Below are 22264 nucleotides of genomic sequence, written 5' to 3' on the forward strand. Positions count from 1 at the left end.
GCCGCCGTTCAGCAGATGTCGCAGCGATGAATCTCCACCGTCACATGCATGATCTCCTCGTGCACACCGAGTGCCTGGCGAATCTGCAATGGCGTCAGGTCGGCATCGTGGGTCAGCAAACTGAGCGCGCAGGCATAGGCGCCGTTGCCGACGCGCCAGACATGCAGATCGGTCAGCTGGGTTTTGCCGGATGTCGGTAGCGCGGCGATGACCTCGCGGATTTCGTCGACCACCGGATGATCCATCTCCCGGTCGAGCAGGACGCGGCCGCTCTGCACGATCAGGTTCTTCGCCCACAGCGCAACCAGCACCGCACCGACCAGCCCGGTCGCCGGATCGAGCCAGGCCCAGCCCCACAGCCAGCCGCCGGCGAGGGCGGCAATCGCCAGCACCGAGGTCAGTGCATCGGTGATCACGTGGATGTAGGCGGCCTTGAGGTTGAGATCGTGATGGTGGCCGTCGTGGCTGTGGCCGTGAGTGTGGTCATGCCCATGATCGTGGCCGTGGTCGTGCGCGCCGCCGAGGATCAGGGCGCAGACGAGATTGACCAGCAGGCCGAAGACGGCGACGCCCATCGCCTCGGCGTAATGGATCGGTTGCGGCGACCACAGACGTTCGAGCGAGCCGAAAACCATCGCGCCGGCCACGCCGAGCAGGACGATGGCGCTGGTGTAGCTAGCCAGTACCTCGATTTTCCAGGTGCCGAAGGCGAAGCGGGGATCGTCGGCGTACTTGCGCGATGCCGAATAGGCGAAGGCCGACAGGCCGATGGCCAGCGCGTGCGAACTCATGTGCCAGCCGTCGGCGAGCACGGCCATCGAGTTGAACCACCAGCCGGCGACGATTTCCACCAGCATGGTGGCGATGGTGATCCACATCACCAGGCGGGTGCCACGCTCGGCGGCTGCGTTGCCTGTGCCGTACTGGTGCCGGTGCGCCCAGCGCGAGAGATCGTGGCCGGCGCTCATTGCTGTCCGTAGCCGGCGAATCGGACGAGGACCTCGGCCATTTCTCCGGCCGACAGCAGGAGCGGTTCGCCCAACTGGCTGGCACGCCAGTATTGTTCGCACAACTCTTCCAGCTCGACGGCGAGGGCGAAGGCCTCGTCCAGGTCGCGGCCGGCGACAAGCATGCCGTGGTTGGCCAGCAGGCAGCCCCGGCGATCCGCCATGGCGGCCATGGCCGCAGCCGAGAGCTCGGGCGAGCCGAAGAGGGCGTAGTCGGCGCAGCGGATCGTATCGCCGCCGAAGCGGGCGATCATGTAGTGGAAGGGCGGGATGTCGCGGCGCAGGCAGGCCAGGCTGACGGCGAAAGGCGAGTGGGCGTGGAGCACGGCGCCGACTTCCGAGCGGGCGGCGTAGAGATCGCGGTGAAAGCGCCATTCCGACGACGGCTTGCGCGCGCCGACGTGCGAACCGTCGAGCGCCATGAGCGGGATGTCATCCGCCGTCAGCGCCGCGTAGGGCATGCCGGTCGGCGTGATCAGAAAGCCGTCGCCGTCGCGCACGCTGACGTTGCCCGAGGTGCCCTTGTTCAGCCCGGCCGGGCGCATGGCCCGGGCGGCAGCGATCAGTTCGAGGCGTGGGTCAGTCACCGGCGTCCTCCGGGTAGAGGGCGAGCAGGCCTTCGCGACTGGCCGCGCAGACGCCGCGTTCTGTGATGATGGCCTTGACCAGCCAGTTCGGCGTGACGTCGAAGGCCGGGTTGGCGACATCCTCGCCAGCCGGCAGCTGGCGCAGGGCGGCGGGCTGGGCGTGCCGGTCGAGGCCATGCACCAGGCGGAACTCGTCGCCGTCGCGTTCCTCGATCGGGATGTCTGCACCTTCGCGACAGGCGAAATCGATGGTCGAGCGCGGCGCGGCGACATAGAAGGGAATGCCGTTGTCGGCGCAGGCCAGCGCCTTGAGATAGGTGCCGACCTTGTTGGCGACGTCACCGTTGGCGGCAATGCGGTCGGCGCCGACAATCACGGCATCGACCTTGCCCTGGCGCATGAGCAGGCCGGCGGCGTTATCGGCGATCAGGGTGTGCGGCACGCCGTGCTGCTCCAGTTCCCAGGCGGTGAGCAGCCCCTGGTTGCGCGGCCGGGTTTCGGATACCCAGACATGCAGCGGCACCCCGGCATCGTGGGCGGCGTAGACCGGCGACAGGGCGGTGCCCCAGTCCACCGTCGCCAGCCAGCCGGCGTTGCAGTGGGTCATGATGTTCAATGTCTTGCCGTCGGCGACGATCAACTCGTTCCATAGCTTCAGGCCGTGCTGGCCGATGGCTGCGTTCTGCGCCACGTCTTCCTCGGCGATGGCCGCGGCTTCGGCCCAGGCAGCGTCGCAGCGTGCCTCGGGGGCGAGCGGGCGGAGCCGCCTGTCCATGCGGGCCAGCGCCCAGTGCAGATTGACCGCGGTCGGCCGGGTCGCGCCGAGCTGGCCGATGGCTTCAGCCAGGCGCCTGTCGGAGGCTTTGAAGTCGAGCGCAATGGCCAGCCCGTAGGCCGCTGTGGCGCCGATCAGCGGGGCGCCGCGCACCTGCATGGCGCGGATGGCGTGCGCCGCCTCGTCCAGTGTGGCGACACGAACCCAATGCAGCGCATGCGGCAGGCGGGTCTGGTCGATAATGTCGATGACGCGCCGCTCGGGATGGGCGCGCAGGGTGCGAGTGGGAATGCCGTCGATGTTCATGGGGCGAATTTTGGCATAGCCGCCGGATTCCGGGCGGCTTGTTCGTCGGCCGATGAACCGATAGGGCGTCCGGCGGTCAATCCGTGCGCGCAGCGAAGGCTGCTTGCTGCGTCTGTCGGGTTTTCCCTGAACGATATTTCCGTCAAGACGCTCGGTGAATGACGGGATTGATGATAAAAACGAAAGTAACAACCGGAAAGGATGCATGGAACACAATATTTCCCTGATTACGACCCTGGCCGCCGGTTTTGGCGTGGCCCTGATTCTTGGATTCGTGGCCGAGCGCATCAAGCTGCCGGCGCTGGTGGGCTATCTGGTGGCGGGTATCCTGATCGGACCGGCAACGCCCGGTTTCGTCGCGGACATGCACTTGGCCGCCCAACTGTCCGAAATCGGCGTGATGTTGCTGATGTTCGGTGTCGGGCTGCATTTTTCGCTGGGCGACCTGTTGGCGGTCAAGCGCATTGCCGTTCCCGGCGCGGTGGTGCAGATGACATGCGCCACCCTGCTCGGACTGGGCGTGGCGCTCGCCTGGGGTTGGGAATGGGGGCATGGCCTGCTGTTCGGCCTGTCGCTTTCCTGCGCCAGCACCGTCGTCCTGCTCAAGGCGCTCGAGGCACGCGGCGTGCTCGACAGCATGAACGGGCGAATTGCCGTCGGTTGGCTGGTCGTGGAGGACCTGGCCACCGTGCTCGTCCTAGTGCTGTTGCCGCCGCTGGCCGGTGTGCTGGGCGGCGAGGTCGGATCCGCCGCGGCCAGCCAATCGGTCGGCCTGACGGTGGCGAAAACGTTGCTGGAAGTCGGCGTGTTTATCGGCCTGATGCTGGTGGTCGGCCGCAAGGTGATTCCCTGGCTTCTCTGGCAGGTGGCGGGCACCGGTTCGCGCGAACTGTTTACCCTGGCCGTGGTGGCGGCGGCCATCGGGATAGCCTATGGTGCGGCGTCCCTGTTCAACGTTTCCTTTGCGCTCGGCGCCTTCTTTGCCGGCATGGTGATGCGCGAATCGAAATTCAGTCACCGGGCCGCGGAAGAGTCCTTGCCGCTGCGCGATGCGTTCTCGGTGCTGTTCTTCGTCTCGGTCGGCATGCTCTTTCAACCGGCCATCCTGCTCGAGGAACCGCTGCGCGTGCTGATCGTCGTCGCCATCATCATGCTCGGCAAGACACTGGCCGCGCTGGCTATCGTGCTGGCTTTCCGCTATCCCCTGAATACCGCGTTGACCGTGGCCGCCAGCCTGGCCCAGATCGGCGAGTTTTCCTTCATCCTGGCCGGTCTGGGCCAGGCACTGGGGCTGATGTCGGCCGAGGGGATGAGCCTGGTTCTGGCCGGCGCCCTGATCTCGATCGCCCTCAATCCGGTGATGTTCTCGGTCATCGAACCCTTGCGCCGCTGGGTCCTCGGCAGATCGCCGGTGGCGCGCAAGCTTGAGGAGCGCGACGATCCGTATGCCGAACTGCCGACGAGCACCGAACGCAAGTATCTCGAACGCCAGGTGGTGCTGGTCGGTTATGGGCGTGTCGGCCAGCGCATCGCCGATGAGTTGCTGCAGCGGAATATCCCCTTCATCGTCGCCGAACAGAACCGGGAATTGGTGGAAGCCCTTCGCGAACGGGGGATTCCGGCCGTGTCGGGCGATGCGGCGGAACCTTCGGTACTGATCCAGGCGCATGTCGCCACCGCTTCCATGCTGGTCGTCGCCACGCCCGACCCGATCGACGTGCGGAAAATGGTGGCCACGGCGCGGGCGCTGAATCCGGAGATCGACGTTGTCTTGCGTACGCACAGCGAGGTGGAGTCCGAACTGCTGCGCCGGGAAAAACTGGGCACCGTTTTCCTCGGCGAGGAGGAGTTGGCGCACAGCATGGCCGGCCACGTTTTGCGGCGCAGCGAGGAAAAGCTGGGTCGCTGATTGTCTGGGTATTTCGTGCAAGGGAGAGCGCATATGACGAAATTGAACCGCATCGTTGCCGCTACCGACCTGTCGGCGCCGGCGCGCCATGCCGTCGAGCGGGCCGCCATGATTGCCGTCGACAAGGATGCCTGCCTGACCCTGATCCATGTGGCGAGCCAGGCCCCGCTGGCGCAGTTGCGGCAGTTGCTGGGCACAGGCGACGAGCGCGTGGCGGAGGCCCTGCAGGCAACTTTGCGAGAAGCGATGCGCGATCTGGGTGAGTCGGTTCGCCAGCGCTTTGCGGTCGCGCCAGCCATCGACCTGTCCACCGGCGACCTGCTGCCCGCCCTGTTGGCCCGTGTCGATGCCGCCCAGGCGGATTTGTTGGTCCTGGGGGCACGGGGCGCCAGTTTCCTGCGCCATATCCTGCTGGGTTCAACCGCCGAGCGGCTGCTCAGTTCGGCACGTCCGCCGGTCCTGGTGGTCAGGCTGCCGCCCCATGAGCCCTACCGCTGCGTCTTGGTTCCCGTCGACTTTTCGCCGGTTTCCCTGCGTTCCCTGAAGCTTGCGGCCGAGATCGCTCCCGGTGCGGTGGTGACGGCAATGCATGTGTTCGAGGTGCCTTTCGAAGGCCAGCTGCGTTATGCCGGGGTCGACGAGGCGAAAATCGAACACTATCGCGCACGGGCCGCCGCCCAGGCGCAGGCGGATCTGGCCGGTTTGCTGGAGCAAAGCGGCATCGAGCCCGGCCGGCTGCGCCTGGTGGTGGTCAACGGCGACGTATCGCAACGCATTCTCGAATACGAGCAGGAACTGGACTGCGAGTTGATCGTGGTCGGCAAGCACGGTGCGGGCGTTTTCGAGGAACTGCTGATCGGCAGCACGACCAAGCACCTGCTGGCCGAGTCGCAGAGCGACGTGCTGGTCGTCACCTGAGCGGGGCGCGGCGCCCGCACCTTCCTGTGGCATAGTGCCCGTCTCGTCTTTTCAGGGTCCGACGATGGAAACCAAGGTTCGTATCGACTCCCGCTTCCCGAGCATGGGAACGACCATCTTCACTGTCATGTCGCGCCTGGCCGCCGACTGCGGCGCCGTCAACCTGTCGCAGGGCTTTCCCGACTTCCAGGCCGAGCCGGAGCTGTTCGATGCGGTGCATCGCCACATGCTCGCCGGACGCAACCAGTACGCGCCGATGGGCGGTTTGCCGGAGCTGCGCCAGGCCATCGTCGACAAGGTGGCTGCCTTGTACGGCCCGCGTTTTGATGTCGAGTCCGAGGTCACGGTGACGGCGGGGGCGACGCAGGCCATCTTCACCGCTGTCGCCGCCTTCGTCAGGCCCGGCGACGAGGTGATCGTCTTCGAGCCGGTCTATGACAGCTATGTGCCGGCGATTGAAACAGTCGGCGGCAAGGCGGTCCATGCGCAGCTGAAATTTCCCGACTACACGCCCGATTGGGAGCAGGTGGCGTCCCTGATCACGCCGAAGACGCGGATGATCATGCTCAATTCGCCGCATAATCCGACCGGCAGCCTGCTGACCGGGGCCGATCTCGACCGGCTGGCCGACCTGCTGCGCGGCACCGACATCGCGATCCTGTCCGACGAGGTCTACGAGCACATCCTGTTCGACGGCGAGCAGCACGCCAGCCTGTGCGCTCACCCGGAACTGGCGGCGCGCAGCCTGGTCGTTTCCAGCTTCGGCAAGACCTATCACATCAACCGCGAGTGTTAATGTATTGACTTGCACCCCGTTAGTACTAATGTGTGGACATGTAGATTGAACGGGGTTTGTTTTGAAATATACGAGAGAGCCTTTGGAAGGCTGCCCAGCAGGGCAGCCGACCCACGCCGAAGGGCAGCAGCCCGTAGGCGTGTTGGTGGAGAGTCAGAGGGACCAAAGGGTTCTTGACTGGCTTATCTCAGAGGTCGGCGCTGAGTCCGTTGCTGCTGCATGTGGCCGGCTTGCCGGGCGTCGTCGTCCATACCCATCGAATCTCGCCAAGGTACTTGGGCTTTTGCCCCCGCCTGAACTCTCGCTTGCCTCACCAGATGATGTCCGGCGTCGCTTGGCTGATTGCAAGGCATTACTCAGGGCGGGAAAGTGATGACTAACAAATGGTCACCTCCGATTCACTCCATGACTGGGGAGGGAAGCGTGGGGACCGAAGCTGTCGCCCAAAAAATTCGCTCAGATTTGTGCAGTGATGGCTAATCGCGCTACCGGCCCACGGGGCATTGCCAAGCGGTTTTGGTTCAGCCGATCTACGCTCTACAACGTCGCTGCTGTGACCTAAAGGGGGCCGTAGCATGGCGCGCTTGGAGTACATTGACTACAAGCCTTGGCGGGAAGGAATGGATAAGGATGACGTCAACGCCTTTGTCCTCGATCCGACGGGTAGAGCAATTAGCCGATTGCCTCAAATCTTCTGGGAGAGTGGCGAAGGCTGGGCAGAAGCTAACCATTGGCTCCTTGAGAAAGCCACGACGGTTGGCATCAAGATCAAGACCGTCGTGTCCTTGGGCAAGCACCTATATAGCTATGCAGTCTTCCTGGAGAACCCACAGGAGGAGCGGGAGAGACTCGACTGGCGGCATTTCCCTGTCCGTCTTGCCGACCGCGCCGTCGTGCAATTCCGTGGCCATGTAATCAAGCAAATCGAACGCGGAAGCCTCGCATCGACCACAGCTCGGGCGCGAATGTCAGCCCTAATTCAATTTTACCGTCACGCAGCAGCGCACGACTTCGTCACACCTGAAACGCCGATGTGGAACGAGAAGTCGGTCGTTCTACCGTACTACGACTCGATTGGATTCAAGCGTGCGCTCGTCCGTATCAAGACCGATCTTTCCATCTCGAACCGCGCTCGGCCAGGAACCACCTTGGAAGATGGTCTTCTCCCGTTGTCCGAGTCGCATATGACGGAACTTCTGAAGTTCTCATCGTGCTCTCAGACGATTGAAATGCACCTCATGCTCACCATCGGGTTCTTCACGGGGGCAAGGATAGAGACTATCACCACACTGCGAATCGAAGACCTCGAACAGGCCTGTCCCGATCCCTCCATCAAAAACTTTTTTCTCATTCGCGTTGGCCCGCCCACTAGCGTTGCCACGAAGTTCAGTGTCGAGGGAGACCTCTTGGTTCCCGACTTCCTGCTTCGCGCCCTCAAGGAGTATGGGTACTCCACTGAGCGGTTGAAGCGGGAAGCCAAGGCGGCGCCAGAGTATCGCTCAGTCCTCTTCCTCACGAGCCGTAGCAGGCCCTACTCTGGCGAGTCACAGCGACGGCTTATGACCGACCTGCGCCGCGACGCCATCCGCGCTGGGCTCAAGTTCATGCAGCGCTTTAAGTTTCACTCGACCCGGGCCACTTATGGCACATGGCTCATGAAACTCACCTTGGCGGTTACTACCGTGCCCGCCGCAATCGAATTCGTGAAGAACGCCATGCTGCATAAGGATGAGGCAACGACGATGAGGTATGTAAGGTTCCTCGAAGTCACAAAGGGCAAGCAGGAAGCGTCTGCGGCGTTTTCCGCAGCCTTCACTGGCTTGCATAACAGGAACTGGGATCAATTCAGTGCGTGACGTCTTCCGCATTCCCGACCTGTCCTTCCCGAAGATGAGTTATGGGGAGATGGAAACCCCATGGGACCTCAGGGCGCTTCTGTACCGGGGCGGTGCGGCAGCGCGGCGGAACAAGGTTTTGGAGATGATCGACACCGGCAAGCTTGGCGATCCGATGCCGGAGCGGCTCGAACTCGTACAGAGAATTCATGAATCCATCGACGACAGGTTTGTCGGCGGTGGCAGTCCGAGTACGGTAGACGCTTCGATTGAGGCAGTACGCCGCCTGTTCGCGTGGGCGGACCAGGCCGGACAACAACTTACACTTGACACCATCGAGGCGATCTACCTTCACTGGACTGACGCCATGGACCATCGCTCGCGTGTCGTCCGCGACCTATCCCAAGATTCCGCATATCAACAAGCTGCCGTTGTTGGCACACTTCTCGATCGAACGTTGGAGAGGCTCACTCCAATTATCGAGGGGACGCGAATAAAGAGATCGCCTCAGCGCAAGACGGCGCACGGGATTCAAGCGGAGAAACAGAACCTGCAGGACACCTTCGCCTTTGGCCATCTGCTTCAGGACATCTGCGACGGCTTGCCAGCCAATGTAGTACTCAATGGTTCCCTTCCAGTGCTTATCCCGTTGCGCAACGGAGGGCAACTGGTTGAATGGTCCGGATATACAAGGGCTAAGGTGGTGGCAGAATTGCCAAATCGCATTTTGGATAGCTCCTCGAAGCGTTACAAAGCCAAAAAGTCCCGCGAGAGATGGGCTGTCTTCGAAAGCGACTGCACTCTGCGGACTCGCTTCCCCTTAGCTAACTTACGCATCATGGCCGAGTTACATATGTTCGTCGGCCAGACCGGCATGAACCTTGCGCAGGTGTTCCAACTGAAGCTGCGCCACTTTTGGTACGCGAGCCACCTAGATGGCTACCAGGTTAAGGACCGAAAGTGCCGCAGGGGCGGAGAGGTGCTGTTCGAAATCTTCAGGGAGTACAAGCCACATTTTGAGCGCTACCTTGCTTGGCGCCGTGAGCTTTTTCCGGACTCTGACCTGCTTTTTCCCTTGGTGATCATTTATGGTCGCTCCGAAAAGAAGGCTCCCTCATTCGAGCGACTGCGCGGGGTATGCAAGACGCTGGGGGGGCCATACATACCGCCGGCCGCTCTGCGCAACACGAGGGTGAACTGGCTTCTGCGCCGCAGTGGGGACCCTGACTTGACGGCTGAAATGGATCAGCACACCAAGGAAACCTTGCTGGACGTTTATCAGCGGCCGAGCCTTCAGCGCGCGATGGGCGAGGTGATGCGCTTTTGGGCCAAGAGCGACCCGGCGCTTTCGCGCACCGTCCCGGCCGCACCAGGGGAATGCGACGGCCAGCCAGTACCAATGAAAAACACGCCTAAGGATGCCACCGTGCCGGACTGTATCCAAGCGTCCGGGTGCCTCTGGTGCGAGCACCACCGGGACATCGACAGCCAGGACTATTGCTGGTCCTTGGCGTGCTTCAGGCACCTCAAGGTCATCGAGGTCAGTAAGTGGCACGCACCTTTGGGCTCCAGGCAAACACACCCTGCCGAGTTCGCCATCGACCGTATTTCAGGCAAGCTGCGCTGGTTCTATGAATCCAACTCGAAGCGCAGGGGCTGGGTCGACGAAGCCATGGCGCGGGTGGAGGAAGGTAGCTACCACCCTGATTGGAAACGCCTGATTGAAGACATGGAGGGGGCAGCATGACCGATCCACTGGAAGAGTTCCGCCTGCGCATCAAGTGCGATTGGATAACCCCATCCCATAGGTGCTACCGCCCGCCAAGCTGGCCGCCGCCTGGCGATTGGCCGGTGATCGAAGACCGCGACGGCAAAACCGTTTCGTGCTGGAAGGATTCGATATGGGACTTGTCGCCGTTTGCGGGCTTTCCGTTCCAATTGAACTTCGGTGACGGGCCCGACAATAGCCGCTCTGTTCCGCTCGATCCAGCTAATGCTGAGCTGCTGCGACGCGTTGTGGGCTGGCACATGTTTGGCCCTCGGGCGGTCCGGTCCGTAGAGTCTTTGGGCGATGTCTTCACTTACCTTCGAAGCATCTTTGTGTTGTGCAGCCACAATAGAATCTTGGTGAGCGAACTGATGCGTTTCCCAAAGGTGCTTAAACAAGTGCCAGCCAGGATAGCTCCCAGCAGGTACGATATGGCCATTGCCAGCCTGCACCGCCTTTGGGACGTGCGCGATAAGATTGGTTTTGTCTTGGTCGATCCGGGCGGCATCAAGCAGCTCGTGGCCGCGCGGCCCGACCACGTCAAGGTACAGACCGCCTACATCCCGCCGCGCATCTGGACGTACCAGATGCAACGTTTGCGCGAGTGCCTGGATGACTTCCTTTCGCACCGCCAGAAGGTTGAGGACTGCTTCAACTTCTGTTTGGATGTCTATTCCAACAACGCCGGTTCGCTGGAGGCGGCGGTAACTAAGCGGATTGGCAGTAGATATACCCCATTTGGTAAGACATGGAAGTGTGCCACTACGATCGCTGGGCGCGAGATTCGGGTGTGCGGGACATTCCGTGCGACGGCCGAACGCTTTGGAATCGACGGCCTTCTGGATCGTTGGGTGGTCATCCCCGATCAAGAGATGGACGTATCAAAACTGAGCGCGTACCTAACGCTAGTCCAATATGCAGGGCTCGCCTACATAGCCAATTTCACCCTTCAGCGCATCAAGGAAGCATCCTCGCTTCGCGCCGATTGTCTGCTTTGGGAGGAGGACCCCAAGCTGGGGCGCGTGCCCATTATTGTCGGGGAAACGACCAAGACTGACCCGGATTCAGATGCATGGTGGCCAACCAGCCCGAGCGTCAAAGTGCCCGTTTCTGCCATGTCCTGCATTGCTCGCCTTCGTATGCGATGCGCTGCGGAGAACCCCAAGATCGGAGTGGCCAAGGTTGATCAGGACAATCCTTATCTATTGTCCAGGTCGGACGAGCCGTGGTCGGGCACGCAGGCCGTTCCCTACACGACACGACCGCTTCCAAAAGCTTATTCCTTGCTTATCGCGGACTAGCCTTTGCAACTATGGTCAACAACCATGTTTTCAAGTTCGTTAGCGTTGCAAATTTCTGGCGAGACCGTTCGGCAGGCCAACTGCAAAGCTCACAGAGCATACTGCAGGCGCTGTTCCTTCAAGTGGCGCAGTCTGCTGCAGACTGGGCCGCATGGATGCAGGCGTTGTTCAAGTTTCCAGGCAACAACTCCTTCATGGACGCCGCCTTGGCCACGGTGTTGCAGCAGTTGTCGCAAGAGCACTGGCTGGCATTCTTCCAAGCGTTATCGCTGGGCTACTCACACAGAGCGGCAGCGCCGGTTGCAAATATCCTCATCCCATTTGCGAATTCGGCCAACTCAGGAGAAAAGGCCTCGATTTGGGCCTCCGCATACAAAGTGTGGTCTGACTGGAGCTACAGCCAGTATGAAAGTAACAGCGCAATGTTCGCACCAGCCGCTTGTGCTTTGGACTTTCCCGTAGCTATGTACTACGCGTCCCTGCCAAGGGATGAGCGTTTGGCGGAGGAAAGTAGTCTTCTCGAAGCAATTGAGACGGTGGAACAAAAGTGGTTCAACTCTGTGACGGACCTGGTAACAGAGAGAAACCGGCTCAAATCCCGCCTGCGTCTAGTGCAGCACGGGATTGAGCTTGCAAATGGGAGTAACCAGGCGCTGCCACCGCCCATTCAGCCTGATGCAGACCTTTACGCCCAGATAAGGTATCACTATCACGACGTTAATAACTTTTGAACCGTGACTTGGCCGCAACACTTTTCGATAACGGCATTCGACGAGTTGCAGACTGAAATCGAGGGAAGGGAGACCAAGAACATGAAAAATGGAATGGCGATAGACAAAAAAGCAGTCGCCCGCGCAGCCCGTGCGCCTCTTGAGGCGTACTACAAGGCTGTGGAGGCCACCGGATATGACGGGAGCACGGAGAGACCGGGCGACTGGGAAACGAACGAAGAACTCGCTAACGCCATATGGAAATCAAAGTACGTTTCTCAACATCTAGACTGGCTCTATGTGGTTGAGCTTGTCCATATCGTGCTTGACAGCAATCCGCCATTGAAGCCAGATGCGTTTGCCGAAGAGCTGGAAAAGTTAATTGCCGCGACCGCAGACCAGCGCGACTATCTGGTAATTTTTCCGTTGAGCTTCAAGCCCGCTATGAGCCTTAGCTTTCTAGGCGCTCCAAAGCCCGTGGTCAAGAGCAAAGTAATTGGAAGATTCACCATTTCGCCCGCGGTATCGTCGTCCAAGGCGCTCAACAAGATTGTCGCGAAACACGGATGACGTTGCAAGAGTCTTTTGGGGTGTTCCCGAGAAGATAGTTTTGTCTTTAGCGGTCGAGGCGCTCCCCGTCGACCCTACTCTCGCATTTCTGCGCCCAATACGGCCGTCATGGTTGCCTAACCTGGGCAAGCAAGTTGCGGCGGACGTCACTTCGGTGGAAGCGTTCATTCACAGTACGCTCGATGCCTTAGCGGCTGCTCAACCCGGTGCTGTGGTACTCGCTTTAGTGTCGCCGATCTATGTGGACAATCAAGAAATTGTGGAGTTATCCATTGTACGGTGGCGTCAGTGGGGGACAACTCCCATAAATGCCCGCGACTTAGCTGCTCGCTTTTTCCGCAGTCAGGAACGCGGAAAATACGGCGTTTGCCAAGCCCCCAAATGGGGACTGACGACTATCGTGCCGACGGTCGACATTCAGAGCGCCCTAGACCATGAAACGAATGCCGCACCAATGGCCGCCGTATATGGGTTCAACCGGATTGGGTATCTTCAGAAAGACCTGTACCCTTCCCGCCTTTACTACCCAGTCATGACTGGTCTCGACGACGATCTCACCGTAGAGCCGACGGGAAGCAAGTTAAGCATTTCGGCTACGCACGGATTGGTGGCAACAGCCTGCTACTGGAACGCCGGCTGGTCTCCAGGCCATCCTAGCCAGATTAGCGGGCTCTGCGGCACAGCGCTGGTCGGTACGGCGGACAGCCTTCACTCCAGAGAAGAGTTTGCTCCGGACCGGCACTTCTATCTTTGGAGGGTAACTCGCCTAAGGCGTTCAAGCGGCTACGGCATCTTTACTGAAGACGACCCTGAATGTGGCATCATCCCGCAGCACGCTCATACCGCCTGAGTTGCAGGAAGGTGTCCCATGTTTCGTCTTCTCGTAAATGTGGTAACTGCGGAGTAGAAGAGACGCAATAGACAAGACTGCTAGGAGCAAGGCGGTTGCAGCCAAGGGTAGAGCCCCAGATCAATAGGTGTATCTGGTTGTTGTCGAAAGTCCGCAAGCTGCGGCAACCGTTGTGCTGCCCCAATGCCCGGCCGCAATGGCGAGCGTGCTTTTGTTGTCTGGTCACAGGATCCGCTGGACCCAGCGTCACGAGCGACGCAAAATCAAGTATGGACATAACGCCATGGAAATGGCTGCTATTAACGACAACTCCATGGACATCCATACAAACCCTTCGGCGCTCTACCCGAAAGGGTTTTTGAGATGTCCATAGGTAGCGCATTCACGGGTGACTGGTCACCGGCTGGAAAATCGGTTACGTGGTCGGCCCGGCGGCGTTGATGGGCGAGTTCCGCAAGGTGCATCAGTTCAATGTCTTCACCGTGCACGCGCCGTCGCAACTGGCCATCGCCGAGTACATGCAGGATGCTTCCCGTCATCTCGGGCTGGCGGCCTTCTATCAGGAAAAACGGGACAGTTTCCGCCACTTGATGGCGGAGACTCCGTTCGAGTTGCTGCCATGCCGCGGCACCTACTTCCAGCTGGCCCGTTACGACCGGGTCTCGGATCTGCCGGATCGCGCCTTCGCCGAGTGGCTGACACGCGAAGTCGGGGTGGCGGTGATTCCGGTATCGGCGTTCTATGCCGATGGGCGCGACGACAAGGTGGTCCGCTTCTGTTTCGCCAAGCGCGACGACACGCTGGTGGCCGCTGCAGAGCGGCTTTGTAAAGCTTTGTAGGGAAAGCTGAAATTATGAAAAACGCTTGACCGGATTTTGCCCGGAAGAGAATAATCGCCGCATCCTCAACCCTCTATAACCCCATATCAACGGAGAAAATACCATGGGAATGATTCAGGAATTCAAGGAGTTCGCGGTCAAGGGCAATGCGATGGATCTCGCGGTTGGCGTGATCATCGGCGGTGCCTTCGGCAAGATCGTCGACTCCATCGTCGGTGACCTGATCATGCCGATCATCAGCCGTGTCGTCGGCAAGCTGGATTTTTCCAATCTTTTCATCATCCTTGGCGACAACCCGAACAATCTGGCCACGCTGGCCGATCTCAAGAAAGCGGGTATTGCCGTTTTCGCCTACGGTTCCTTCCTGACCATCCTGGTCAACTTCGTTATCCTGGCCTTCATCATCTTCATGATGGTCAAACAGATGAACCGCTTGCGCAAGGCCGAGCCCGTGCCGGAGCCGGCTGCCCCGGTCACGCCGGAAGACATCGTCCTGCTGCGCGAAATCCGCGATTCGCTGAAGAAGTAAGCGTCGCCCGCTCAGAAAAAAAGCCGCCCTCGGGCGGCTTTTTTCATGAGTACCGCCCGGTTCAGCCGAAAACGGTATGCCACAGCCCGGTCACCGCCGCGATGTGGTGTTCCACTTCCTCCCGGGGAATCGGGGCTTTCGGGTTGGCCGAGAGGCGCTTGGCGTGCTGCAGGCGGCGGAATTCGCGGTAGGCGTTGCCGGCCGCCTTGGCCTGGCCCGGTTCGATCAGGCCCAGTTCGCCGGCTATGCGCAGGAGGGCGATATTGCCCAGATTGCCCGTCAATTCGGCGTGCTGGTGAGCGTGGCCGAGAATCAGGTACTGCACGATGAATTCAACGTCGATGATGCCGCCGGGGTCATGCTTGAGGCCGAATCCGGTCTCGCTTTTGGTGGCGTGGGCATCGATCATCTTGCGGCGCATGGCGACGACCTCTTCCTTGAGCTTGGACAGGTCCCGCGGCTGGCGCAGGATTTCGACGCGGATCGCCTCGAAGCGCTGGCCGACCGCCGGGTCGCCGGCGCAGAAGCGGGCGCGGGTCAATGCCTGGTGTTCCCAGGTCCAGGCGTTCTTGAGCTGATAGTCGCGGAAGGCATCGACGGAGACCGCAAGCAGACCGGAGTCCCCGTTTGGACGCAGGCGGAGATCGGTTTCGAACAGGATGCCGGCCGGTGTCTGGCTCGACAGCCAGGTATTCAGGCGCTGGCTGAGCCGGGTGTAGTGCTCGGCGGCTTCCTGGTCGTCATCGTCGTAGAGATAGACCAGGTCGAGATCGGAGGCGTAGCCCAGCTCCTTGCCGCCCATCTTGCCGTAGCCGATGACGGCGAATTGCGGCGTGTCGCGGTGGCGTTTCCTGATGGTGCTCCACACCAGCGGCAGGGTCTCCTGGACCAGCGTGTCGGCCAGTTCGGTCAGGTGGTCGGACAGGCGCTCGATCGTCTGCAGGCCGGCCAGGTCCTGGGCCAGCAGCCGGAAAACCTGGCCATGGTGCATTTCGCGCAGGATGTCCATCTCGCGTTCGGTATCGCCGGCGTGCTGGGCCAGGTTGGCGCGCAGGCTTGTACGGAAGCCGCTCCAGTCGGTGGCGATTTCGTACAGGCGCGGATCGAGTAGTTCGTCGAGCAGCAGCGGGTAGCGATTCAGGTAGTCGGCAGCCCAGTGCGAGGCGCACATCATGTCGGCCACCCGGCGCAGTGCCATCGGGTATTGCTGGAGCAGCGCCAGATAGGCGCCGCGCCGGGAGATTCCCTCAAGGAAGCTCAGGCCGCGCACCAGCGTGGTGTCGGGGTCCGGCGTCGCGCCGGCGGCTTCGAGGAGGCGCGGACCGACGGCGTCGAGGCGCGACCGGTTGGCCGAGGGGAGTTGCTGGTAGCGGCTGGCGTTGCGCAGGTCGGCGAGGCGCACGATGGCGTCGCGTGGCTGCCGGAATCCGAGGTTGCCGAGCGTCTCGACCGCGCTGTCGTCATCCAGCTGACCCTGCCACAGCCCGGTCAGCGGATGTTCCCCGGCCTCGGGGTCGGAGAACACGGCTTCAAAGTGCCGGCTGACGATGTCGCGATGCCTGCCCAGCACCTCGGCCATGGCCGCCCAGTCGGCAAAGCCCATGCTGCGGCCGATTTTTTCGCGTTCGGCGGGATCCGTCGGGAGCATGTGCGTCTGCTTGTCCTCGACGTACTGCAGGCGATGCTCGAGTCGGCGCAGAAAAACATAGGCGGTGTTCAGTTCGCACTCGGTGTCCTCCGAAATCAGCTTGCGTTCGGCGAGCAGCGAAAGGACTTGCAGGGTCGGGCGGATCTGCAGCGCCGGGTCGCGGCCGCCGCGAATCAGCTGGAAGACCTGGGCCATGAACTCGATTTCGCGAATGCCGCCGGGGCCGAGCTTGACGTGGTCAGCCATGTCCTTGCGGGCGACTTCGCGGCGGATCTGGGCATGCAGGTCGCGCATGGCGTTGATCGCGCCGAAGTCCAGGTATTTGCGGAAGACGAAGGGGCGGGCGATCTTCTGCATGGCCACCACCCAGTCCGCCTGCAGGTTGTCGCCGGCGTTCATGGTGCGGGCCTTGATCCAGGCGTAGCGTTCCCATTCGCGGCCCTGCGTGATGAAGTAGTTTTCCAGCGCGTCGATGGAGCAGACCAGCGGGCCGGAGTCGCCGTTCGGGCGCAGCCGCATGTCGACGCGGAAGACCTGGCCGTCGGCCGTGATGTCGCCGAGGGCCTGGATGACCTTCTTGCCCAGACGGTTGAAGAAGTCGAAGTTCTCGATGCACTTCCGGGCGCCGGCCGTATCGCCTTCTTCCGGGTAGATGAAGATGTAATCGACATCGGACGACACGTTCAGCTCGCGGCCGCCGAGCTTGCCCATGCCGATGACCATCAGGCGCAGCGGCCGGCCCTGGCTGTCGAGCGGTTCGCCGTAGGTTTCCACCAGCTGCCGGTGATAGTGGTCGAGGGCGAAATTGGTGGTGACGTCGGCGAGCAGGGTCATGCATTCGACGATTTCCTCGAGCGGCGCCAGTCCGCACAGGTCGCGCAGCACGAGGTGGGCCATGGTCCGGTGGCGCAGGCGGCGCAGGGTCGAGCGCACCGCCTCGTCGTCGGTCAGGGGCTGGCGCAACGGCACCATGAGCAGCGCTTCGTCCAGCGGCCGCTCCCAGGTGGCGGCCAGTTCGGGAATCAGCTCGGGTCGGGCGTTGAGCAGGGTGGTGAGGTAGCGGCTGTGATCGAGGGCCGGCTGCCAGCGGGGATCGAGCGTGATGTCCATGATGTTGGGGCGGCCAATTGGCCGAAAAGGTAGAATGTCATCTTTTGCGATTTCCTGATTGTAGTGACCTATTACCCCCAATGGCAAAGCGGTTTGGCCGGTGAGTGAGCCGTCAGGCCCGAATGCCGGCGTGATTTCTCCGGACGTGCGTGCGGCGGCTTATCACCGCTTGCACTGGCTGTGGCCGATTCTGGCCAGGCCGGCTGTCGCACGCGGATTGCGTTGGGGCGGCTGGCTCGTTTTTGCGGCGTGGCTGGCGTTCACCGTACTGGTGCTGGCCTTGCGCTTCGTCGTGCTGCCCAAGGTGGCGGATTACCGCGACGATATCGAACGTGCCGCCAGCAAGGCGGTTGGGCAGGCCGTCAGCATCGGCCGTATCGAGGCGCGCTGGCAGGGCCTGAATCCGGACCTCGTGCTCGATGACGTGGTGGTGGCCGATCGGCAGGGCATGCCGGCTTTTTCACTGGCGCGCGTCGAGGGCGTGATGTCGTGGCAGACCTTGTTGCGTCTGCGTCCGACCTTGTCGCTCCTGGCTTTCGACGGGCCGGTCCTGCATGTTCGCCGGGAGACGACGGGAAAACTGACCATCGCCGGCATGGATACCGAGGGCGAGAGCGATCCGGCGTTTGCCGAATGGGTTCTGGACCAGAAACGCATCCGCATTCGTGACGCCACCATCGTCTGGGAAGATCGCTTGCGCAAGGCGCCGCCGCTGGTGCTCGAGGATCTGCAGTTTGCGCTGGACAATAGCGGCCGCCGGCACCGTTTCGGTCTTTCGGCGGCGCCGCCATCCCATCTGGCGGCGCGGGTCGATATCCGCGGTGAGGTTCGGGGCGATCTGGGCGATGCGCTGGAGAAGCTGACCGGCAAGCTCTTCGTCGAACTGGATTATGCCGACCTGGCGGGATGGCGGGCCTGGGTCGATTATCCCGTCCTGCTGCCCCAGGGGCGCGGGGCATTGCGGGTGTGGGGCGATCTCGGCGACGGGGCCGGCAAGGTGACGGCCGACGTCGCGCTCGAGGAATTGCGCATCCGGCTGGGGCGCAAGTTGCCAGAATTCGATCTGGCCAGCATGCGCGGCCGTCTGGAGGGACGATACGAGGCCAGCGAATGGGCCCTGGCCGGACACAAGGTCGAATTGCTGACGCAGGACGGCATACGCGTCGCGCCCACCGATTTCAAGCTGGAATGGCGTCAGAATCCGCAGACGATGGTTGTCAATGGCAACGCCAGCGCCAGTTTTCTCGATCTCGGCATACTGGCCCGGTTGGCCTCGTACATGCCGCTCGATGCCAAGAGCCGCGAGCTGCTCGAACGTCACAAGCCGCAAGGACGGGTTGCCGAATTGCGGACGAGCTGGACGCTGGATGACGAAACGCTCCGGAAATACAGCCTGAAAACGACTTTCCGCGACGTGGGCCTGGAAGCCGGCGGCTATTTCCCCGGTGCCGCGGGCGTGTCCGGCAGCGTCGAGCTGACCGAGAAAGGGGGCGAACTGTTGCTCGATTCGGGCAAGTCCAGCCTATCGCTACCGGCCATCTTCCCGGTCCCCGACATTGCGCTTACCCAGTTGAAGGCCAAGGCGAGCTGGAAGAATACGGCAGAGGCCATCGACATCCGTCTCGACAAGCTGGAGTTTGCCGGGCCCGATGCTGCCGGTTCGGCGCAGGGCGTCTATCGTTATACCGGCGAGGGCCCGGGCGAGATCGATCTGACGGCGAAGGTGGACCGGGCGGAGGCCACCGCCGTCTGGCGCTACATGCCGCACGTGGTCAATGCGGATGCGCGTGCCTGGATTCGGCACGGCATCGTCGCCGGTCGCGGCTACGACGGCAAGCTGGTGCTCAAGGGCAATCTGCAGGACTTTCCCTTCCGTGACGGCAAGGGCGGAAAATTTCTGGTCACCGCCAAAGCCGCCGACGCCAAGGTGGATTACGTGCCGGGCTGGCCGGCCATCGAAGGTATCGAGGCGGACATGAGCTTCGATGTCGGGATGAAGATCGCCGCCAGCAAGGGACGCATTCTGGGGGCTCACCTGTCCGGCGTCGATGTGCGGATTCCGGATTTCGAATCGCACGAGGAAATGTTGCATGTACGCGGCCTAGCCCAGGGGCCGACGGCGGAATTCCTGCGCTTTATCGAGAAAAGCCCGCTGGCCGAAACGCTCGACCATTTCACCGACGGCATGAAGGCAGCCGGTAACGGCAGCCTGAATCTGGAACTCGATATTCCCCTGCGCCACGCGCAGGATACAAAGATGCGCGGCGATTACCGCTTCCAGAACAATCAGTTGCAGCCGCTGGCCGGGCTGCCGCCGCTGACCCAGGTCAATGGCCGCCTGCAATTGACGGAAAGCAGCGCGACGGCGCAGGACATCAACGGTCGGGTATTCGGCGGCCCGCTCAAGGTGCAGGTCCGCAGCGTGGGCGACAAGGTGGGCATCCAGGCCAGTGGAGCGGCGCAGATCAAGGAGGTGAGCAATCACTTCGGGTGGCCGCTGATCAACCATCTGGTTGGCGGTGCCGGCTGGAAGGCCGATATCAATATCCGCAAGAAGAATGCCGAAGTGGTGGTTGAATCCGATCTGGTCGGTGTCAGTTCTCCCTTGCCGGAGCCCTTGAACAAGACGGCGTCGACACCGCTTCCGCTGCGCGTCGAGCAGACGCGTCCGGATGCCCAGCGCGAGCAGTACCGGATTACCCTGGGCAAGGTCGGGCAAGGCGTGATGATCCGCCGCGGGGAGGTCTGGGAACGCGGCGTCTTCGCCGTCGGCGATGCAGAGCCGCGCTTGCCGGACAAGGGGCTGGCCATCCGGGTGGCTACCTCCAGGCTCGATGCCGATACCTGGAAAAATTACCTGCCGGATAGCGCGAACGGTGTTTCCGCCGACCCCGGCGGACTGGCGCTCAGCGTGCTGTCGCTGAAGACGCCGTTGCTTCGCGTGTTCGAGCGGGACTTCAGCAATGTGGAGACAAACTTGCGGCCACGCGACGGAGGCTGGCAGATCGGGCTCAACACGCGGGAAGCAACGGGTGAGCTGTTCTGGAAACAGGCAGGCGAGGGCTGGGTCGAAGGGCACTTCCGGCGTCTGGTGCTCAAGCCCTCGGCCGAGATAGGTGAGGGCGGGGCAACCTTGATCAATACCCTGCCCGGCATGAGCCTGATTGTGGACGATTTGCAGATCGGCGACCGGGCGTTGGGACGGCTGGACTTGAAAGCACGCAATGACAAGGGGGCCTGGAATCTGGATGCCGTCAGCCTGCAGAACCCCGATGGCGCCTTGAAGGGCAAGGGTGTCTGGGTCAATGCCGGGCGCCACCAGACGCGCCTGGATTTCGAACTGACGGCGAAGGATGTCGGGCGCTTGCTCGACCGACTGGGCTATGCCGATGCGGTGCGTCGCGGCAGCGGTACGCTGAACGGCAACGTGCAATGGAATGGACCGTTGACCGGAATTCATTACCCCAGCCTGGACGGGCAGCTGTCGGTCAATGTTGCGAAGGGGCAGTTCAACAAGTTGGAGCCGGGCGTCGGCAAGCTGCTCGGCCTGATTTCGCTGCAATCCCTGCCGCGGCGGCTGACCCTCGATTTTCGCGACATCTTCAGCGACGGTCTCGCCTTCGACAGCATCGAAGGCAAGCTCGCCGTACGCAAAGGCGTGATGCGGACGCTCGAACCCTTGCGCATCAACGGCCCCGCCGCCCAGATCGAAATGACCGGGGAAACCGATCTGAAGACGGAGAGGCAGGACATGCAGGTTGTCGTTCGGCCGGAAGTGGGCGGGCTGGCGGCGGTCGGAACGGCAGCGCTGGTGAATCCGGTGATCGGGGCTGCCGCGCTGGTCGCCAACACCGTGTTGCAGAAACCGCTCAATCGCCTGTTCAGCTATCGTTATCATGTCACCGGAACCTGGGCAGACCCCAAGGTCGACAAGGCCGGCGAGTCGTCGCAGGAAGTCGGGCCGAAGGCAACAGAGGAGGACAAACAGTGAGCAAGCAGAATTGCCGGATGGCCGCCTTGCAGATGGTTTCCGGACCGCGCGTCGCGGAAAACCTTGCGGTTGCGGGAAGGCTGGTCGAGGAGGCTGTGGCGCAAGGGGCGCAACTGCTCGTCCTGCCCGAGTATTTTCCGATCATCAGCGCAGCAGATGCGGACCGGGTTCGTGCCAGCGAAACCTTCGGACATGGCCCGATCCAGTCATGGCTGGTCGAAACGGCGCAACGCCACGGCATCTGGCTTGTCGCCGGTTCGATTCCGCTGGCTACCTCGTCCACGGACAAGATGCGCAATGCCAGCCTGGTCTATAACCCGGCCGGCGAATGCGTCCAGCGCTACGACAAGGTGCATCTGTTCGGTTTCAGGAAGGGGGAGGAGTGCTATGACGAAGCGAGTTTCATCGAGGCCGGCGACCGCGTCGCGGCGGTCGATACCCCTTTTGGCCGCATCGCGCTGTCGATCTGCTACGACCTGCGTTTTCCGGAGCTGTACCGCGCCTTGGCGCCGGTCGATCTGATCCTGGTCCCGGCGGCCTTTACCGAAACGACAGGCCGGGCGCACTGGGAAATCCTGCTGCGTGCCCGGGCCATCGAGAACCAATGCTATCTGCTTGCTGTCGGACAGGGCGGGACGCATGAAAGCGGCCGCATGACACACGGTAACAGCATGATCGTCGACCCGTGGGGCGAAATCCTCGATCGCAAGCTCAAGGGCCCGGGCGTGGTCATCGCCGACCTGGATCACCAACGCATTGCCGACATCCGCGAGAGCCTGCCGGCGCTCGCTCACCGCAAACTGTAAGGAAGCTTC

At 61.9% G+C, this 22264-nt stretch carries 15 protein-coding genes and 2 pseudogenes; 13 read left to right on the forward strand and 4 right to left on the reverse strand.

Annotated elements, in window-relative coordinates:
- Positions 1 to 8: 8 nt before the first annotated feature.
- Genes dmeF through mtnA form a run of 3 tightly spaced genes read right to left on the reverse strand, consistent with a single transcriptional unit; the run spans position 9 to position 2675 of the window.
- Entirely contained in the window at positions 9 to 968 is a 960-nt protein-coding gene (gene dmeF / locus F1002_RS02095; protein WP_150427373.1) for a CDF family Co(II)/Ni(II) efflux transporter DmeF, read from the reverse strand.
- On the reverse strand, positions 965 to 1552 hold the full coding sequence (locus F1002_RS02100; protein ID WP_370452108.1) for a class II aldolase/adducin family protein: 588 nt from the start codon (positions 1550 to 1552) through the stop codon (positions 965 to 967). Before F1002_RS02100 ends, dmeF begins: the two co-directional genes overlap by 4 nt.
- A 34-nt stretch (positions 1553 to 1586) precedes the next feature.
- Complete coding sequence (gene mtnA, locus F1002_RS02105) at positions 1587 to 2675, reverse strand: S-methyl-5-thioribose-1-phosphate isomerase (protein ID WP_150427375.1); 1089 nt, start codon at positions 2673 to 2675, stop codon at positions 1587 to 1589.
- A 205-nt stretch (positions 2676 to 2880) separates the two neighbouring features.
- Here mtnA and ybaL point away from each other — a divergent pair, with 205 nt between their 5' ends.
- The 11 genes and pseudogenes from ybaL to mscL all read left to right on the forward strand — a co-directional run bounded on the left by ybaL (position 2881) and on the right by mscL (position 14700).
- Positions 2881 to 4584: a YbaL family putative K(+) efflux transporter gene (gene ybaL, locus F1002_RS02110; RefSeq protein WP_150427376.1), complete on the forward strand. Its 1704-nt coding sequence runs from the start codon at positions 2881 to 2883 to the stop codon at positions 4582 to 4584.
- 33 nt (positions 4585 to 4617) lie between these two features.
- Complete coding sequence (locus F1002_RS02115) at positions 4618 to 5502, forward strand: universal stress protein (protein ID WP_150427377.1); 885 nt, start codon at positions 4618 to 4620, stop codon at positions 5500 to 5502.
- Between the two features lie 64 nt (positions 5503 to 5566).
- Positions 5567 to 6283 (forward strand): annotated as a pseudogene (locus tag F1002_RS02120) (aminotransferase class I/II-fold pyridoxal phosphate-dependent enzyme); the annotation flags it as partial.
- A 635-nt stretch (positions 6284 to 6918) separates the two neighbouring features.
- Entirely contained in the window at positions 6919 to 8154 is a 1236-nt protein-coding gene (locus tag F1002_RS02125) for a site-specific integrase (RefSeq protein ID WP_191090279.1), read from the forward strand.
- Positions 8147 to 9880, forward strand: a complete 1734-nt coding sequence (locus F1002_RS02130) for a site-specific integrase (protein ID WP_150427379.1) — start codon at positions 8147 to 8149, stop codon at positions 9878 to 9880. Before F1002_RS02125 ends, F1002_RS02130 begins: the two co-directional genes overlap by 8 nt.
- Positions 9877 to 11202: a hypothetical protein gene (locus F1002_RS02135; protein ID WP_150427380.1), complete on the forward strand. Its 1326-nt coding sequence runs from the start codon at positions 9877 to 9879 to the stop codon at positions 11200 to 11202. Before F1002_RS02130 ends, F1002_RS02135 begins: the two co-directional genes overlap by 4 nt.
- Before the next feature lie 11 nt (positions 11203 to 11213).
- Entirely contained in the window at positions 11214 to 11933 is a 720-nt protein-coding gene (locus F1002_RS02140) for a hypothetical protein (protein ID WP_150427381.1), read from the forward strand.
- Positions 11934 to 12014: 81 nt separating this feature from the next.
- Entirely contained in the window at positions 12015 to 12482 is a 468-nt protein-coding gene (locus F1002_RS02145; protein WP_150427382.1) for a hypothetical protein, read from the forward strand.
- Positions 12483 to 12522: 40 nt separating this feature from the next.
- A complete protein-coding gene (locus F1002_RS02150; RefSeq protein WP_150427383.1) occupies positions 12523 to 13332 on the forward strand; it encodes a hypothetical protein in 810 nt (269 codons plus the stop codon).
- Positions 13333 to 13727: 395 nt separating this feature from the next.
- Positions 13728 to 14171 (forward strand): annotated as a pseudogene (locus F1002_RS02155) (aminotransferase class I/II-fold pyridoxal phosphate-dependent enzyme); the annotation flags it as partial.
- Positions 14172 to 14274: 103 nt separating this feature from the next.
- Positions 14275 to 14700 carry a large conductance mechanosensitive channel protein MscL gene (gene mscL / locus F1002_RS02160; protein ID WP_150427384.1) on the forward strand — a complete coding sequence of 142 codons (426 nt, stop codon included), beginning with the start codon at positions 14275 to 14277 and terminating at the stop codon, positions 14698 to 14700.
- Between the two features lie 61 nt (positions 14701 to 14761).
- On the opposite strand, the gene glnE is transcribed toward mscL, so the two are convergent.
- The gene (gene glnE / locus F1002_RS02165) at positions 14762 to 17458 is read right to left on the reverse strand and encodes a bifunctional [glutamate--ammonia ligase]-adenylyl-L-tyrosine phosphorylase/[glutamate--ammonia-ligase] adenylyltransferase (RefSeq protein WP_150427385.1); all 2697 of its coding nucleotides are present in this window, start codon (positions 17456 to 17458) and stop codon (positions 14762 to 14764) included.
- 100 nt (positions 17459 to 17558) lie between these two features.
- On the opposite strand from glnE, the gene F1002_RS02170 reads away from it, so the two are divergent.
- Both F1002_RS02170 and F1002_RS02175 read left to right on the forward strand, forming a co-directional pair.
- The gene (locus tag F1002_RS02170; RefSeq protein ID WP_191090280.1) at positions 17559 to 21449 is read left to right on the forward strand and encodes a YhdP family protein; all 3891 of its coding nucleotides are present in this window, start codon (positions 17559 to 17561) and stop codon (positions 21447 to 21449) included.
- On the forward strand, positions 21446 to 22255 hold the full coding sequence (locus F1002_RS02175) for a carbon-nitrogen hydrolase family protein (protein ID WP_223879425.1): 810 nt from the start codon (positions 21446 to 21448) through the stop codon (positions 22253 to 22255). The genes F1002_RS02170 and F1002_RS02175 overlap by 4 nt, the downstream gene beginning before the upstream one ends.
- Positions 22256 to 22264 lie beyond the last annotated feature (9 nt).

This window comes from Dechloromonas sp. CZR5 (assembly GCF_008711155.1).
Lineage (GTDB): Bacteria > Pseudomonadota > Gammaproteobacteria > Burkholderiales > Rhodocyclaceae > Azonexus.

Bases quoted from the DNA above. Each gene is read 5' to 3' on its own strand.
- dmeF (WP_150427373.1), bottom strand. From the start codon at position 968: ATGAGCGCCGGCCACGATCTCTCGCGCTGGGCGCACCGGCACCAGTAC.
- F1002_RS02100 (WP_370452108.1), bottom strand. From the start codon at position 1,552: ATGCGCCCGGCCGGGCTGAACAAGGGCACCTCGGGCAACGTCAGCGTG.
- mtnA (WP_150427375.1), bottom strand. From the start codon at position 2,675: ATGAACATCGACGGCATTCCCACTCGCACCCTGCGCGCCCATCCCGAG.
- ybaL (WP_150427376.1), top strand. From the start codon at position 2,881: ATGGAACACAATATTTCCCTGATTACGACCCTGGCCGCCGGTTTTGGC.
- F1002_RS02115 (WP_150427377.1), top strand. From the start codon at position 4,618: ATGACGAAATTGAACCGCATCGTTGCCGCTACCGACCTGTCGGCGCCG.
- F1002_RS02125 (WP_191090279.1), top strand. From the start codon at position 6,919: ATGGATAAGGATGACGTCAACGCCTTTGTCCTCGATCCGACGGGTAGA.
- F1002_RS02135 (WP_150427380.1), top strand. From the start codon at position 9,877: ATGACCGATCCACTGGAAGAGTTCCGCCTGCGCATCAAGTGCGATTGG.
- F1002_RS02140 (WP_150427381.1), top strand. From the start codon at position 11,214: ATGGTCAACAACCATGTTTTCAAGTTCGTTAGCGTTGCAAATTTCTGG.
- F1002_RS02145 (WP_150427382.1), top strand. From the start codon at position 12,015: ATGAAAAATGGAATGGCGATAGACAAAAAAGCAGTCGCCCGCGCAGCC.
- mscL (WP_150427384.1), top strand. From the start codon at position 14,275: ATGGGAATGATTCAGGAATTCAAGGAGTTCGCGGTCAAGGGCAATGCG.
- glnE (WP_150427385.1), bottom strand. From the start codon at position 17,458: ATGGACATCACGCTCGATCCCCGCTGGCAGCCGGCCCTCGATCACAGC.